This window comes from Desulfatiferula olefinivorans (genome assembly GCF_054657895.1).
Genome location: NZ_BAAHXV010000026.1, coordinates 40,893 through 56,824 on the forward strand (window position 1 = coordinate 40,893; position 15,932 = coordinate 56,824).

Below are 15,932 nucleotides of genomic sequence, written 5' to 3' on the forward strand. Positions count from 1 at the left end.
TGAACCCGAACGTTTTTCTTTGCCGCCCCTTGATGCTTTTAACGGGTTCATCAACGGTGAAAGGACCTGTGGACGGATGATGTCCACAGGTCCTTTCGTTTCAGGCCGGTCAGGACGACTCGGACCAGTCGTAAGACATGCCCACCAGTTCGCGCCACAAAATACGGTTCGACGGTGTGCTGTAGCCGTTGGTTTTCCGGTCCCGGGCCGACAGTTCAAAGGAAAACGCACAGAACCCTACGCCTGTCGACAGCCAGCTGTTGTCCGTTCCGGAGGGAACCAGGGTGATTTCGACGTACCCGGACGGGTCCAGGGTTTCATCGAGCGTCCCGTGGAACCGGAACGGGTGGACCGGCTGATAGGAGAAATTTACCGGTGCATCGGTTACAGGGTTTTTGGTTGAAACGAAGGTGTTCGATCCCCGATACACACAAAGGGTGTATTGGTCCATGAACCCCTCGGGGTCTGTGGCCCGGTATCTGACCGAGAGGGGCTGTCCGGGGGTGGGCAGGTCGAAGAACGCGCATTCGCCAGGATCGGCCGAGCCCATTTGAATGGTATCGATATCGCCCTCTGTCCAGGTGTTGTCAATGAACAGGCGGATGGTATCCTGGGCCGCAGCGACCTTCTCCCCCGATGCGTCGAACCCGTCGATCCGGAATTCAACCTGACCCGAGGCGGACTGATACAATGACGTATGAATCTGAAGCTTTCGATCACGGTTCCAGTTCTGCCAGTCCACATTCACGGCTTGATCCTCGATGTTCACATAGGCGCCCACCACCACCTTGGGCTGGGAGGGGCCGTTGACCCGAAGGGCCAGGGGGTCCGGACCGATGCGTTCGTTTCGCCATGTTCCGTCGGTCTGCTGCCGGGGATGACGGTATTCTTCACTGACATAATTCCATCCGCTCCAGGAAAGGCCGTCATGGCTTCGATACCTGAGGGTGTAATGGGTAACCCGGGGGTCCGTATCCAGGAAGCAGGCGTACAGATCAAGGGTTCCGTACCAGGCGGCGCGGCTGACCAGGGGGCCGGTGCTGCTGGTGTTGGAGACGGTGCCGTCGCTGTGGAGGGTTGTACCGTCGGTGATGATGGACAGGTTGCCCAGGGCCTGGATGGCCCGTCCTCCCTGACAGGACGTTTTCGGCGCTTCCAGTTCGCGTGACGGGATACAAAGGTTGATGCGCTTGATATTGGAAATGTTGTAGTAGGGCGCGGTTTCGTACATGATTCCGGCGGGCAGTTCGTTTAGAAGCTGAATCATCACATCGGGGCGAAGCTCGGTTTCCAGGGACTCACCGGCGGCGATATCCTCGTTTTCCTGGGCAAGCTGCTCATAAGACTGGGTAAAGCGGAACAGAAAGGATCCGAACTCATCGGTGGCGCTGATGCCCAGGGCATGCCGATGCCCCTCTCCGGTATAGGGCCCGCCCAGTTTTTCCGAATCGGTCCGATCGTATTCCATGAACCTGAGCAGGGTCTGTGAAACGTCATCCACCGTGCAGGGCTTGACCCTGAAGGCGTCCCGGATGCGTCCGAGCATCAGCCGGTCGTCTTGAGTCAAAAGGGTGTCGGCAGCGGTTTCTTTGATATTGACGATGGTTTTGCCCGAAGCGACGGTAAGGGGTTGGGCACGGCTAACAATGGTCTTACGGTTTTCATCGCCGATCGCTGCGTCGTGTGAGACGGCATACCCTGTGTTGTCACCGAGGCCGCTTGGAATCATCAGAGGGACAAAGGGCGGGGGATCGGGGTTTGGAAAGGGTTTGACAGCCTCGAATTCCCTGACCCGTTCCGGGTAGATTTTTTCAAGGATGGCCCGGGTTTTTTTGTGCTTGAGCAGTTCCGAAAGCTGAAACGGCGTGTCGATGACATGGAAATCCCTGGGGAAACAGGGATTGAACGGACAAAGGCCGCTGTAACTTCGCACCGTGCCGTAAACCACATAGTCGGCTGGGGACAGAGTCATGGCGCAGGTCAGGATCAGATCGTTGAAATCCTCATCCCCTCCCGTGTCGTTGGATTCGATGTCAAAGAGAAACTGTCCTGCGGATACCCGGTGACGGACCATCCGGGTTCGGCTCTGAATCCAGCTGACGGGACCGCTGGGATTGTGTTGAATGGTGATGCCCCACTCATTGCCCGATACGAACAAGGGGGGGCTGGTGTCATAGTATTCGCCGTCGACGCTGTTGGCAGACCCTTGAATGACGTACCTCTGTGCCCAGGAGGCCTGTTTGCTGTGGACCGATACGGTCCATGATCCCTGCATGGAAATCGTCATTTTTCGATCTCCTTTCATGGTTGGTGGGTGACGCCGATGATCTGAATCTGTGTCTCGTCATCAATTATGACGTAACATGATTCCGATATCATCGGCAGATGGTGTGTCCGTATTTGTTGGTGAAAAAAATAAATATGTGAGACTAAAATGTTTCTTAAAGGTAACGATGCTATACCAGAGGCTTCAGGGGGATGTCAATGCGATTTTTACCTTAGAGGGAATATGGCGGGGGTATGAAGAAGCCGCACCGGATCACGGGGCTCCGGTGCGGCTCCAGAAGGAGTCAGTCTTTTTTGGGTTTTGCGTCTTTTTTGAGCAGGGCTTCGAGCGCGGCAAAGGGCTTGTTCCCGAAGGACGCGTCCCGGTGGTCCGGCTCCCGTTCCGCGCCGTCGTACCAGTCCGCCACCTGGTCACGGGCATGTTCGTTGTCATGGCAATAAAGGCAGAGCAGCTCCCAGTTGCTGCCGTCGGGCGGATTGTTGTCGTGGTTGTGGTCCTTGTGGTGAACGGTCAGTTCCTTGAGCCGTTTGCCGTCAAACTCCCGGCCGCACTTGGCGCAGATCCAGGGGAACAGTTTCAAGGCCCTCTCCCTGTATCCTTTTTCTTTTTCCCGGGATTCGGCAAGCAGTTGATCCAGCTTGCCGGATGTGGATGCTTTTTTGATCAGTGCCATGTCATGTGTCCTTGCATGAGTGGGTTTGATTTATGCCGAAAGGGCGAAAGCCGCCCTTTCAATGATTGTTTCGATGATGTTAATGGCGCGCTTGGCCTCCGTCCGGGTGTTGCAGGCGGTATGAAGTGACCTTAATATGGCATCGACAGCCGGAACGGAAAGGCCCAGAGTCTGATAATCCAGCACCGGACGAGGATAGAGATCGTCCTTGAAAAAATAGTTTCCCAGCCGGTTGAAAGGGGCCGGCCGATGGGGCCAGGTGATTTTCAGTTCGAAGAAATCGTTGACGGCCCGGATGAAATCGGGACGGTTGAGCGCCTCAGCGGGTCTGATCAACGCTCCGGTCCGGGCCTCGATCAGGCCGAAAAACGAGGAGAGGGCGTTGGACTCCGTCGCCATCAGCCCAAAAATATGCCAGTTCCCCGAACATCCCCGGAGCAGGGTTTTGTATCGCGCCGGAAGATCGTGGCAGGTCGGGCAGAAATAACCGGCACAGGCCATGCCTCCCCAGTGGCTCAGTCCACGGTGGTCAACGCCGTTGTTCCCATGTCCCAGGGGATGGAGCAGGCAGCCGGGCCTGCTTTTTTTCTCGCCGATCAGGCCCAGGTAGGGGCAGTGGTGAAATTCGGGGTAGGGCCGTTCCGGGTTTTCCATGGATTCGACTGTTCTTGCGAATCGCTCCAGCGAGTCGAAATCCCGAGGGGTTTTCTCGAACAGGTCGGTCCGGCGCTCGAGCAGGGCGGTCAGGCCCTCGAAGGACGGGTCCGCCACGTTGTAGAGGCCGCAGCAGGCTCCGCAGGAAATGCTTTCGTCAACCTGGCAAAGATACACACCGCCGGGAGTTTGTGTTTCGCTCTGTACCACCGTTTTGTCTCCTGTGACCGTAAACAAAAAAGTACCATACCATAGTCCCCGGGCCGACTGCAATTTCAAATGGATGTTTCCCCAAGCCAACGGGCAATCATCGGGAAAACCCCTTTCTCAGGTTCCCTCACAGATCCGGGCATCTATTTAGGACTTGAATTCTCCGGGATTTTGTAAAAATATAGATCGTGATCGTTCTGCCTTTTTTCGCAGAGGAGGTTTTTGACAGGGGGGATATCGGGACGAGGACATCGGCTCGATTTCAATGCGTTAAACTCACCGGAATGTGATGGTATGGTTATGAAACCGAATGCTTTTGTATTGATCGTGATTGTCCTTTTGGCCCTGGGCCCTTTTTCGTCCCGTTCAATCGGAGATCCGTCCGGAAGCGAAGCGTTCAAAGAAGCTTACATGGATGAGTTCAGCCGGTACAAGAAACAGGTGACCGATGAATTCGAGACCTATCGCCATATCGTCCATGAAGAATTTTCGCGCTACAAAGACGAAATCACCCGTCATTGGGCCGATGGAGAAATGGCCGGGACCTCCCGGTGGGTGGAATATTCCGCAGATTTCAAAACCCGAAAAATCGTGGATTTTGAAAAGGGAACCATCAACATTCAGATGATCCGCAAAAAAAACGACGGGCGTCCGGATGAGGCGATGACCCGGGAACTGAAGGACCTTATCACCGAAACCAACCGGACCGCCTTTCAGCGGGACGTCCTGGCCCAGAGGGTCGAAGAACGTCTGGTTGCCGCCGTGGATGATGTAAAGCGTTCCGACAGCATGGCCGTGGCGCCCATCGTGACCGATGTGCTCACCGGAACGGCTACCCCCACGGAGACCCAGGTGAATAAAACCGTCAAGGAACTCCGTGCCCAGGCGGTGATCGATGAACGTCCCGGCAAGGGCGACGACGACACCATCGTGACGATCACCATCAGGATTCCCGACGAAAAACTTCAGATCAAGGCCCTGCAGCACGTCGACAACGTCAGGAAATACTCGAGCGAGCGGGAACTCGACCCCTCGCTGGTGTTCGCCATCATGCACACCGAAAGTCATTTCAATCCCCTGGCCAAGTCTTACGTGCCTGCCTACGGCCTGATGCAGATCGTCCCCCGGAGTGCCGGCAAGGACGCGACCAAATTCGTGTACGGCACGCCCAAGATTCTCGCGCCGTCCTTTTTGTTCGACCCTGAAAACAATATCATGATGGGCACGGCCTACCTCAAGGTGCTGACCAGCCGGTACCTTCGGGCCGTTGAAAACGAAGAGAGCCGCACTTACTGCGCCATTGCCGCTTACAACACCGGCACGGGCAATGTGGCCAGGGCCTTCATCGGAAAAGTGGGCATGAGTGAAGCAGCCGAGGTGATCAACAAAATGAAACCCGACCAGGTGTATGCCACGCTCATCGAAAAACTGCCCCATGAAGAAACCCGGAACTATCTGGCCCGCGTTACCGATCGCATGAAGCACTACGAATACTGACGGCTCCGTAAAACGTCCGATATCTGCGTTACGCGTCATCCCTCGTCACTGAGGCGTACCCTAAGTACGCCTCATTCCTGACGGATTCGCAAAGCTTGTTGGAGCGGAGCGTAAATCCCCTTCAGGGGGATCTCGAACATTTTACGAAGCCGTCTGAAATTCGACTTTTTACGAGACCATCAATACTGATTGTCGAATAAATCTGCCCCCCGGCGTTCATCGTCGTGATATCGCTTCGCGGCGACGAACGCCGGGGGCCATGTCGGACGCTCTTTTTTTACCATCCGGAAAACGTCCGCCGATTTTGATAAAATTCTGGACAGAATGGCCCGTGGAAGGCTATAAATAAAACTATCATTTGCCTGGTACTATTTTTAAACGAACAACCTGAGTTGATATTCCGGAGCAGGCGTGTTCTTGCGAGCCTCGAGCCGTTTTGATCACATCCTCCCTTACCTGCTGCCGGGTGGGCAATCGGACGTTGTATCCACGAGCCGAGATAAGTTTCTTTTCGTCATTTTGCTAACGAACATGGAGGTGCGATGTTGAATCGGTTAAAACTCAGTGTGTCGGCCAAAATATCGATCATCTGCGGTGTTATCGTTCTGCTGATTCTTTCGCTGAATACGGTGATTGTCAATCGCATCACCGCAGGGCTGGTCTCGTCGATTTTTACCGAGTATGTCGGCCAGGTCGAACGCACCCTGGACAACCAGGGGGATGAATTGAAAATCGCCCTGAAAAACAGGATCGCGATCATCTCACGGGTTTGCGCCAGTGCATCGTCGACCTTCCTTTACAACATCGACACCAAGGCGCTGGAGCAGGTTCTGATGTCGTACATGGATTTCGACGGCCTGATCGCCATCGAGGTGTTTGACGAAAACAACGAACCTTTTCTGGCCATCTGGCGAAAGGGGAAGGACCTCAGTAACGGCAGAATCATTCCGGAGTCCGTCGTCCTTGACAAAGAATTTTCCTACGCCATTGATTCAATTTACGAAAACAACAAGATCGGTTCGGTTCGGACCTATTATTCGGAAGCGGACATTATCACGCAGATCGCCGCGAAAAAGGACCATGCCGCCAAAACCGTGGCGAGCTTCCGCAAAACCGTGGACGCCCAGTCGGGACGCGCCACCCTGATTCAGGTGGGGATACTTTTCTGCGTGGTGCTCGTTCTGGTCTGCGCCGTCACCATCAGCCTCAGGGTTATCATGGGCCGTCCCATGCGTCATCTGATGGATATGGTTATCGATCTGGTCCAGGGCAAGGGGGATCTGACCAAACGGCTACGTATCGAAACCAAGGACGAGATCGGCGAACTGGCAGACTGGTTCAACCGGTTCATCGAGCGGATGCAGACCCTGATCAAAGGGTTTTCGGAAAATGTCGAGGTTCTGAACACCTCGTCCATGACCTTGACCGACGTGGCCGAAACCATGACGGGCCATGCGCGCGGCGTCTCGGAAAAGTCCCGGTCCGTGGCTGCGGCCACCGAGGAGATGAGTTCGAATATGTCCCAGGTGGCCCAGGCCAGTGAGAACGCCACCTCCAACGTGTCGATGGTCGCGGCGGCCACCGAGGAGATGAACGCCACGTTTACGGAAATATCCACCAATTCTGAAAAAGCCGTTGCCGTTACCGGCGATGCGGTACAAAAAGCGAAAAGTGCGTCGGAAAAAGTCAATGAACTGGGCAAGGCCGCAGCCGACATCAGCAAAGTCACCGAGGTGATCACGGAAATTTCCGAACAGACCAATCTGCTGGCCCTGAACGCCACCATCGAGGCGGCCCGGGCCGGTGAAGCGGGCAAGGGGTTTGCCGTGGTAGCCAACGAGATCAAGGAACTGGCCAAGCAGACCGCCGAGGCCACCCAGGACATCAAGAAGAAAATCGAAGGCATCCAGGCCTCCACAGACGGGACGGTCAGCGAGATCGGCGATATCAGTCAGGTGATCGATTCGGTGAATCACATCGTGTCCGTCATCGTCAGCGCCGTCAAGGAGCAGGATGTGGCGACCAATGAAATCGCCCGAAATACCGAACAGGCCGCTCTGGGAATTCAGAATGTCCATCACAGCATGGCCGAGAGTTCGAAGGTCGCCTCGGACATCGCGTCAGATATCGCCGAGGTGAATTCAGCGGCCACCGATATGTCTGCAAGCTGCATGAAAGTCAATGAAAGTGCCGAGAAACTGTCCGACCTTTCGGTCACACTCAGCACACAAGTGGGACAATACCGGTTCTGACCCTCTTAACCGTTTATTTCCGGCCCTTGGGGTATCACATCGATTCCCAGGGGCTGCAGCCGATCCGTCTGATTTCTTGAGACGTGTCGGCATCCCCGCAGGGTTCCTCCATGACAGGACTTGATTCATCAAGCATGATCGGTCTCATCAACAACGCCGCTTTGCTGCTGGCTCTGGGACTTTTGTACGATATGTCGCGCCCGGACCGTCATGATGAGCAGGGCTTTTTAAAACGACTCTCGGTCGGGGTTGTTCTTGGCCTTATCGGCATGGCGATCATGCTGAATCCCTGGGATTTCGGCCAGGGCGTGGTGTTTGACACCCGATCGGTCCTTTTGTGCGTCGGGGGATTCTTTTTCGGTCTTCTGCCGTCGGCTGTGGCCATGGCGATGACCGGAGCTTTTCGACTGAGCCAGGGCGGCGCCGGAGCCTGGACCGGGGTGGCGGTGATTTTGTCGTCGGGGGCAATCGGGCTGATCTGGGGGCATGTCCGCCGTGTCCGTCGCCACCAGACCTCCTCACAGGAACTATACCTGATGGGTCTGGCGGTTCACGCCGTCATGCTGGCCTGGATGCTGACCCTGCCCCGGGATGTGGCCATGGGGGTCCTTTCACGCATCAGCCTGCCGGTCATGATTATTTATCCACTGGCAACGTCCGCCCTGGGAACACTGATGGTCAACCGGTGGAAGCATCGCCGGGCGTCTTCCGAACTTCTGAAAAGCGAACAGGTGTTCCGTCATCTGTTCGAAAATCATTCCGCGGTCAAACTTCTGGTGGATCCTGAAACGGGGAGAATCATCGAGGCCAACAACGCGGCAGAAATATTTTACGGTTGGCCGGTCGACCAGCTTCGCTCCATGAACATCAAGGAGATCAACACCCTTTCCAAAGACCGGATAAAGGAGATGATGGTCAAAGCCCGTTTAGACGGTCGGACCTATTTCGAATTTATCCACCGCCTTTCCGACGGGTCGCTCCGCGATGTGGAGGTCTATAGCAGTCCCGTCACCGTTGACGGCAGGGAGGTCCTCCATTCCATCATTCATGACATCACCGATCGCAAGCGGGCCGAGCGGGAGCTTCAGAGCAGGCAGGCCGTGCTGAACCTGACCCAGAGCCTGGCCAAAATCGGCGGTTGGGAATGGAAGAAGGCCGACGGGGCAATGAGCTGGACCGACGAGGTCTACCGCATCCACGACCTCGACCCTGACCAATTCGACCCCAAATCGCCCGAGCATATCGCCAAAAGCCTGGAATGCTATGATCCGGATGATCGTGATCGTATCCGGAAGGCCTTTGACCGCTGCGCCAACCACGGGGAGCCATACGACTTCGAACTGCCGTTCACCACCGTCGCCGGCCGCCGGCTCTGGGTGCGGACCACGGCCAGGGCCCTGTGGAACGAGGGACGGATTGAGCGAGTGGTGGGCAACATCATGGACATCACCGAGAGGCGTCGTGCAGAGGAGCACCGGGCCGAAAGCCTGGACCTGTTGACGAACCTGGCGAGGATGGTACCGGGCGTGATTTACCAGTTCCGCCTTTATCCGGACGGTCGCTCGGCCTTTCCCTATGCCAGTCCGGGTATCTATGATATTTACGAACTGTTTCCCGACGATGTCAGGGAAGACGCCACACCGGCCTACGGACGCATCCACCCCGAAGACCACGATCGCGTGGTGGCGGATATAAAGGCCTCGGCCGAAACCCTCGGGCACTTCCAGTGTGAGTTCAGGGTCATTCTGCCGACCCAGGGCCTTCGCTGGCGGTGGTCCCAGGGCCACCCCGAGCGTCTGCCCGATGGAAGCACCCTCTGGCACGGGATTATTATGGATGCCACCGATCACAAACGGTCCGAACAGGCCCTGGCACACACCCATGACCTGATGCGCTACATCATCGAGCACAACCGGAGCGCCATCGCCGTGTTCGACAAGGATCTCCGGTATATTTACGTCAGCCAGCGATATCTTTCCGATTTCCGGATCACGGACGAATCGATCGTGGGCAGGCATCATTACGACGTGTTTCCGGATCTGCCCCAAAAATGGAAAGACGCTCACCGGCGCGTGCTCGCAGGAAATGTGGAACAGGGTCAGGAAGACCGGCTGGATCGACCGGACGGCACGGTGGACTGGAGTCAGTGGGAATGCCGCCCCTGGTTCGAAGCCGACGGGGCCATTGGCGGCATCATTCTTTATATTGAAATCATCACCGAGAGGAAAAAGCTGGAAACCCAATTGCTCCAGGCACAGAAAATGGAGTCCGTCGGGCGTCTGGCCGGCGGGGTGGCCCATGATTACAACAACATGCTGGGGGTCATCATCGGGTATACGGAGCTGCTTCTCGATAAACTGGAGCCGGACAGCGAACTCCGTGAGGATCTGAATGAAATTTTCATGGCGGCGCGGCGGTCGGCGGACATCACGCGACAGCTTCTGGCGTTTTCACGACAGCAACCCATTGCACCGCAAAGGCTTGATCTGAACGATACCGTGGAAAGCATGCTTAAAATGTTGAGGCGGCTGATTGGAGAAGATATCGATCTGGTCTGGCGGCCCGGCCCCCGGCTCTTTCCGGTTTACATGGACCCCATCCAGGTTGACCAGATCCTGGTCAACCTGTGCGTGAATGCCCGGGACGCCATTGACGACGTTGGCCGGATCGTCATTGAAACGGCCTCCATGTCCTTTGATGCCGCATACTGCGCCCAGCATGCGGATGTTCTTCCCGGCGACTATGTGGTCCTGGCCGTCAGTGACGACGGATGCGGCATGGACGGCGGTACCCGTGACATGGTGTTCGAGCCTTTTTACACCACCAAAGCCGCCGGAAAGGGAACAGGCCTCGGTCTCGCCACGGTTTACGGAATCGTCAAACAGAACAGAGGATTTATAACCATTTACAGTGAACCGGGGCAGGGAACCGTTTTCAGGATCTATCTGCCGCGAAACAAGGCGCACGAGGATAAGGCACTGAAAGCAAGGAAGGCCGAGAAAGAGTCCGGGGGCAGTGAAACCCTGCTTCTGGTCGAAGATGATCCTGCGCTGCTTCGCATGACCTCGATGATGCTCGAACGTCAGGGATACCTTCTGCTCAAGGCATCCACGCCCGACGAAGCGATTGGCCTTGCCCGCGGACATGACGGGATGATCCCTCTTCTGATCACCGACGTGATCATGCCCGGGATGAACGGCCGTGAACTGGCCGATCAGATCAGAAGCATCAAACCGGAAGTGACGGTGCTGTTCATGTCGGGCTACACCGCCAGCGTGATCGCCGATCGGCGCATCCTGGACGATGGGCTGAATTTCCTCCAGAAGCCGTTCACCAAAAAAGAACTGGCCGCCAAAGTCCGGGAATCCCTCGATCGAACCTGAGGCCTATCCTTCCTTCACACCATCCTACTTCCAATCCGACAAGCCATATTTGTCCAATATCGTTTTCAATTTTCCTGTTTCTCGAAGGGTTGTCATTCCTTCCGTGAGAATTTTTGCATAGGCCGGTGAGGTTTCCAATATGGGTGAAAAGGCGATATACACGTTGTTCTCGGTCAATAGTCCCGCCGGTTGAACCTCATCTGATAATGTCATCTTTTTTAATTCAATGCGGCAGACCATCATGTCTTCAACAAAGGCCTCAATCCGTCCTTTCATCAGTTTGTTGATGTTGGATGTGAGAGCACTGTCGCCAAAAACAACCTGTACGTGTTTGCAGTCGTTCTTATACTTTTTGACATAGTTGTCAAACTCCTCACCGTATGAATAATCGGCAATAACCCCTATCGGAAAATTGCCAAGAGAATTGATGCCGTCATATTTCCACTGACTCCCTTTTTTTACCCAGAATAACGTTCTGGAGACGCCCTGTTCAATCTCAGGAAAAACAAAATCAGGCACATCGGCTACGAACGCGCCGACAATGGCATCTATTTTCCCTTCGCGGCATTCCGAGATGGCGCGATTCCAGGGCTTGTTCGTATATTCAATGACATAGCCTTTTTCCCCAAAGACTTCGACAGCAATGTCAATCATAAACCCAAGGTCGCTCGTTTGAGCGATGCCGTTAAATGGATACCAGACATCCGCACCAATCGTAATGGTTCTTGATTCTGCAAACGAATGATTCAAGAACGTAAAAAATGAAATTGCCAATCCAAGAGAAAACAATCTGATTTTCATGCTGCACCTCATGTTTTAAGGATGATCATACGTCCGCCCCCGGGGACGGACGTATGATTTTCACGTGCTCCTTATTTCACCCGACCTTCTTTCCATGCCTGGATGAGCTTATCGTAATCAATGGTTTCCCCTTTGGGTTTTTCGTTGGCAAGCCTGGGTTTGGGTGATCCGGGCCTGCTCAGCCAGTAGTCGGCTCCTTTGGCCTCGTTGATTTTCGGTCCGCAGTCTCCCTGGCTTGCGCTTTTTTCAAGACGCATCAGGATCCGGTCCTGCTGCTCGGCCAGACGGTCCAGGGCTTCCTGGGGCGTTTTCTCACCGGTCACCGCTTCCGCCACATTCTGCCACCAGAGCTGGGATAATTTGGGGTAGTCGGGAACGTTGGTCCCCGTGGGGGACCAGGCTTCCCTGGCCGGGCTGCGGAAAAATTCGACCAGGCCGCCCAGTTTGGGAGCGATGTCGGTCATGGTCTGGGAATTGAGATCCGACTCACGGATGGGTGTCAGTCCGACCAGGGTTTTCTTGAGGCTGACGGTTTTGCAGACGGTGAACTGGGCATACAGCCAGGCCGCCTGACGTTGCTTGAGAGGCGTACTTTTCATCAGAGTCCAGGAACCGCAGTCCTGGTACCCGAGTTTCATGCCCTCGTGCCAATAGGGGCCATGGGGGGAGGGCGCCATTCTCCATTTGGGTGTGCCGTCCGCGTTCATGACCGGGATACCCGGTTTGGTCATGTCTGCGGTAAAGGCCGTGTACCAGAAAATCTGCTGGGCGATGTTGCCCTGGGCCGGAACGGGACCGGCGTCGGAAAAGGTCATCTGCATGGCTTCGGGCGGAGCGAAGGCTTTCATCCAGTCGATGTATTTGGTCAGGGCGTAGACGGCGGCCGGTCCGTTGGTGGCTCCTCCGCGTTCCACGCTTGATGCCACCGGACGACATCCGTCCACGCGAATGCCCCATTCATCGACAGGCTTGCCGTTGGGGAAACCCGGATCACCCGTTCCGGCCATGGACAGCCAGGCATCGGTGAACCGCCAGCCAAGGGACGGGTCCTTCTTGCCGTAATCCATGTGACCGAACACACGCACCCCGTCGATGGTTCCCACCTTGTTGGTGAAAAAATCCGCGATGTCTTCATAGGCCGACCAGTTCAGGGGGACCCCGAGTTCATAGCCGTAAATGTCCTTGAATTTCTTCCGGAGATCGGGCCGCTTGAACCAGTCGTAACGGAACCAGTAGAGATTGGCGAACTGCTGGTCCGGAAGCTGGTAGAGTTTTCCGTCCGGGCCCGTGGTAAAGGATTTGCCGATGAAGTCATCGAGGTCCAGGGAAGGCAGGGTCACGCTTTTGCCTTCGCCTGCCATGAAATCGCTGAGGGCCTCGACCTTGCCGTATCGGAAATGGGTTCCGATCAGGTCCGAATCATTGATGTAGGCGTCGTAGATATTCCGACCGGACTGCATCTGGGTCTGGAGCTTGTCGATGACTTCCCCTTCCTGGATCAGCTCGTGGGTCAGGTTGATGCCGGTGATTTCAGAGAAGGCCTTGGCCAGGGTCTTGGCCTCATACTCATGGGTGGCGATGGTTTCTGAAACCACTTTGATGGACATGCCGCGAAACGGTTCAGATGCTTTGATGAACCATTCCATTTCGTTCATCTGCTCGTTCGCACCCAGGGTCGACGGCTGGAATTCGCTGTCGACCCATTTCTGTGCAGAAGCCTTGTAATCACAAAATCCCTGGGCCGGGACCAGCAGGGCAAGGGCAGCAAGGGCAGCGGCCCATCGGCCCAGACTGTCAGCAGGTTTGATCAGACGCGGGTGTTTCATACATACCTCCATTCAAACGGGTAAGGGTAGGGTTGCGATAACCGGCCGTCGCCATGGGTGGGATCGGCAGGTCAAGCGCAACCGGGGACGGCGGCCAGGTCCACGTCCGAGTGGCCGCAGGATCGATGCGGGTAAAGCAATACAGGGACCCTTTTTAAGTCAGGGGCTCGGAAAACAGGGGGAATCCTGTTTTACAATGAATAACGTCTGTCGATAATGAGAATAAGGTTCTGAAACGAATGAAACGGTTGGAATTTATGCTTTCTAAGTTACCACGAAATGGATCATTGTCAAGCGGAAACACGGTGCGGCGCCTGATCCTTGCGATTTTATCGCGTCGCGATGTTCAGGCCTTCCGTTCAGGAGGACATTTCGGATTTTTTCCATGCAATTCGATAACACCTGGTGTATAAAGGCCGGACTTTTTAAATCTTAAACACCCACATGGAGGGAGTATGAAAAACGACAGTGAAAAGATCGGCTATGTTCTCGGACAAAGCATCGGCGGTGATTTCAGACGGCAGGGGTTCGACGTGGACGCGGATGTGTTCTGCCGTTCGTTCAAAGAAGCCTTTGAGGGGCAGAAACCCACCATGTCTGTGGGCGAGATGCAGCTGATCATCCAGCAGTTTCAGGCCTCCATGCGGGAAAAACAACAGGCGGCCGGTCAGGCGGCCGCGAACGCCAACCTTGAACAGGGCAAGGCCTTTCTCGCGGAGAACAAAGGTCGGGAGGGGGTCGTGGAAACCGAAAGCGGCCTCCAGTACCGGGTGATCAAAGAAGGGACCGGTAAAAAACCCAACGCCGATGATACGGTTGAGACCCATTACGAAGGCAAAACCCTGGACGGCGAGATTTTTGACAGCTCCTACCGCCGGGGGCAGACGGCCACCTTCCCCCTGAACGGGGTGATCAAGGGCTGGACCGAAGCCCTTCAACTGATGAGCGAGGGTTCCAAATACGAACTGTTCATCCCCTCCGACCTGGCTTACGGCAGTGAAGGCAGCGGCGGGGCTATCGAGCCCAACGCCACCCTGGTCTTCACCGTTGAACTGATCAATGTGATGTAGGATGCCTGTTTTCCTCAGGCTGGGGAAGCCCTGGGGAAAAGAGGTTGTTGACCGATTTGAGATGGTGTATAAGATCAGTGACATGTCATTTCAAATCAGGATGGGGCAGGGGGATGGTGTCGAAACAGACCGCAGCCGTTCTCGTGACATGGGATGTGAAACCGGGAGGTGATCCGTGACCGACGAGCAGAACAGAAATGTCAAGTATATCGGAAACCAGGTGAAACGCGATGCGTCACTCGCCCAGATCGATGCCGTCCTCAAGGAAAAGGGGCGATTTGACGATGGCACGGATCTGACGGCAGGACTGGGGGCTCTGGCCGATGACTATCAGATCCTGATCAGTGACGACGATGACAGCTTCGCCGTGAAAATGGAGCCCCTTGTCCCCGGAAAACAAGAACTGAACATTACCGTCTTCAAGGTCAACGGTACGATTTACCGGTCCATCGATGATTCGGTTTCGAAAAAGACGGTGGATGACGATCAAATCGATTTCCTCGATGAGATCTGATCCGGAAAGACCGTTCATGGGTCCGTCCATGAACTTACCATTTATAGCGTCAGGTCGACGTCCCCCTCCGGGGGGGCGTTTTTAATTTGGCATCCACGAAACAATGATGAACTCGTAAAAAGTCATCAAAGGACGGCAAAGAAAAAAGTTCGAGCTTACGGCGTCGCGAATCCGTAAGGAATGAGGCGTACTTAGGGTACGCCGCAGTGACGAGGGATGAAGCGAAAGCGCAGAAATCGGACTTTTTAGGAAGCCGTCAAACAACAAGGTGAAACGGATCCTCCATGATACGCAAGGCAACCATCAAGGATATCAAGGCCATTCACGCCCTTCTTTCCGATTACGGCGAAAGGGGGGTTCTGCTGTCCCGTCCTCTCAGTCAGCTCTACGACCATGTGAGAGACTTTTTTGTCTTCGAAATTCCCGAAACGGGCGGCGTAGGCGGGTGCGGGGCCTTGCAATTCTGCTGGGAAGACCTGGCGGAGATAAGGTCCCTGGCGGTCAGAAAGGAATTCCAGGGCCGAAACATCGGGCGTTATCTGGTCGAATCGGTCATCGCCGAAGCCCGGGCATATGGAATCAAACAACTGTTCACCCTGACCTACCGCCCGGATTTTTTCAAAAAATTTCAGTTCAGCGTGATCGATCGTGCCGAGCTGCCCCTGAAAATCTGGTCCGACTGCATTTCCTGCGTCAAATTTCCGGACTGCGATGAGACGGCCATGATGCTGTCCCTCGATCCCCATTCCTGATCTCAGGCTGACG

Annotated in this window: 11 protein-coding genes; 6 read left to right on the forward strand and 5 right to left on the reverse strand. The window is 55.3% G+C overall.

The window, feature by feature from the left end; genetic code table 11:
- Positions 1–109: 109 nt before the first annotated feature.
- From ACYQ11_RS16220 to ACYQ11_RS16230, 3 genes are all read right to left on the reverse strand, one after another.
- Positions 110–2,287 carry a hypothetical protein gene (locus ACYQ11_RS16220; RefSeq protein ID WP_459924858.1) on the reverse strand — a complete coding sequence of 726 codons (2,178 nt, stop codon included), beginning with the start codon at positions 2,285–2,287 and terminating at the stop codon, positions 110–112.
- 283 nt (positions 2,288–2,570) lie between these two features.
- On the reverse strand, positions 2,571–2,960 hold the full coding sequence (locus tag ACYQ11_RS16225) for a YajD family HNH nuclease (RefSeq protein WP_459924859.1): 390 nt from the start codon (positions 2,958–2,960) through the stop codon (positions 2,571–2,573).
- 30 nt (positions 2,961–2,990) lie between these two features.
- Entirely contained in the window at positions 2,991–3,824 is an 834-nt protein-coding gene (locus ACYQ11_RS16230) for a hypothetical protein (protein WP_459924860.1), read from the reverse strand.
- 411 nt (positions 3,825–4,235) lie between these two features.
- On the opposite strand from ACYQ11_RS16230, the gene ACYQ11_RS16235 reads away from it, so the two are divergent.
- From ACYQ11_RS16235 to ACYQ11_RS16245, 3 genes are all read left to right on the forward strand, one after another.
- Positions 4,236–5,321, forward strand: a complete 1,086-nt coding sequence (locus ACYQ11_RS16235; protein ID WP_459924861.1) for a murein transglycosylase domain-containing protein — start codon at positions 4,236–4,238, stop codon at positions 5,319–5,321.
- Between the two features lie 542 nt (positions 5,322–5,863).
- Entirely contained in the window at positions 5,864–7,573 is a 1,710-nt protein-coding gene (locus ACYQ11_RS16240; protein WP_459924862.1) for a methyl-accepting chemotaxis protein, read from the forward strand.
- A gap of 110 nt (positions 7,574–7,683) precedes the next feature.
- Positions 7,684–10,956 carry a PAS domain S-box protein gene (locus ACYQ11_RS16245; RefSeq protein ID WP_459924863.1) on the forward strand — a complete coding sequence of 1,091 codons (3,273 nt, stop codon included), beginning with the start codon at positions 7,684–7,686 and terminating at the stop codon, positions 10,954–10,956.
- A gap of 24 nt (positions 10,957–10,980) precedes the next feature.
- Here the strand turns inward: ACYQ11_RS16245 and ACYQ11_RS16250 are convergent, their stop codons facing one another.
- Together ACYQ11_RS16250 and ACYQ11_RS16255 are read right to left on the reverse strand one after the other, a co-directional pair.
- The gene (locus tag ACYQ11_RS16250; RefSeq protein ID WP_459924864.1) at positions 10,981–11,757 is read right to left on the reverse strand and encodes a substrate-binding periplasmic protein; all 777 of its coding nucleotides are present in this window, start codon (positions 11,755–11,757) and stop codon (positions 10,981–10,983) included.
- 71 nt (positions 11,758–11,828) lie between these two features.
- A complete protein-coding gene (locus ACYQ11_RS16255; RefSeq protein WP_459924865.1) occupies positions 11,829–13,583 on the reverse strand; it encodes an ABC transporter substrate-binding protein in 1,755 nt (584 codons plus the stop codon).
- 455 nt (positions 13,584–14,038) lie between these two features.
- On the opposite strand from ACYQ11_RS16255, the gene bamJ reads away from it, so the two are divergent.
- From bamJ to ACYQ11_RS16270, 3 genes are all read left to right on the forward strand, one after another.
- Positions 14,039–14,653, forward strand: a complete 615-nt coding sequence (gene bamJ, locus ACYQ11_RS16260) for a BamJ family beta-barrel-assembly machinery protein (protein WP_459924866.1) — start codon at positions 14,039–14,041, stop codon at positions 14,651–14,653.
- 175 nt (positions 14,654–14,828) lie between these two features.
- Positions 14,829–15,167 carry a hypothetical protein gene (locus ACYQ11_RS16265; protein WP_459924867.1) on the forward strand — a complete coding sequence of 113 codons (339 nt, stop codon included), beginning with the start codon at positions 14,829–14,831 and terminating at the stop codon, positions 15,165–15,167.
- Between the two features lie 284 nt (positions 15,168–15,451).
- Entirely contained in the window at positions 15,452–15,919 is a 468-nt protein-coding gene (locus ACYQ11_RS16270) for an N-acetyltransferase (protein WP_459924868.1), read from the forward strand.
- Positions 15,920–15,932: the final 13 nt, after the last annotated feature.

Excerpts from the sequence above, each read along its gene's own strand:
- ACYQ11_RS16220 (WP_459924858.1), bottom strand. The coding sequence starts at position 2,287 with ATGACGATTTCCATGCAGGGATCATGGACCGTATCGGTCCACAGCAAA.
- ACYQ11_RS16245 (WP_459924863.1), top strand. The coding sequence starts at position 7,684 with ATGACAGGACTTGATTCATCAAGCATGATCGGTCTCATCAACAACGCC.
- ACYQ11_RS16240 (WP_459924862.1), top strand. The coding sequence starts at position 5,864 with ATGTTGAATCGGTTAAAACTCAGTGTGTCGGCCAAAATATCGATCATC.
- ACYQ11_RS16270 (WP_459924868.1), top strand. The coding sequence starts at position 15,452 with ATGATACGCAAGGCAACCATCAAGGATATCAAGGCCATTCACGCCCTT.
- ACYQ11_RS16225 (WP_459924859.1), bottom strand. The coding sequence starts at position 2,960 with ATGGCACTGATCAAAAAAGCATCCACATCCGGCAAGCTGGATCAACTG.
- ACYQ11_RS16255 (WP_459924865.1), bottom strand. The coding sequence starts at position 13,583 with ATGAAACACCCGCGTCTGATCAAACCTGCTGACAGTCTGGGCCGATGG.
- ACYQ11_RS16235 (WP_459924861.1), top strand. The coding sequence starts at position 4,236 with ATGGATGAGTTCAGCCGGTACAAGAAACAGGTGACCGATGAATTCGAG.
- bamJ (WP_459924866.1), top strand. The coding sequence starts at position 14,039 with ATGAAAAACGACAGTGAAAAGATCGGCTATGTTCTCGGACAAAGCATC.
- ACYQ11_RS16250 (WP_459924864.1), bottom strand. The coding sequence starts at position 11,757 with ATGAAAATCAGATTGTTTTCTCTTGGATTGGCAATTTCATTTTTTACG.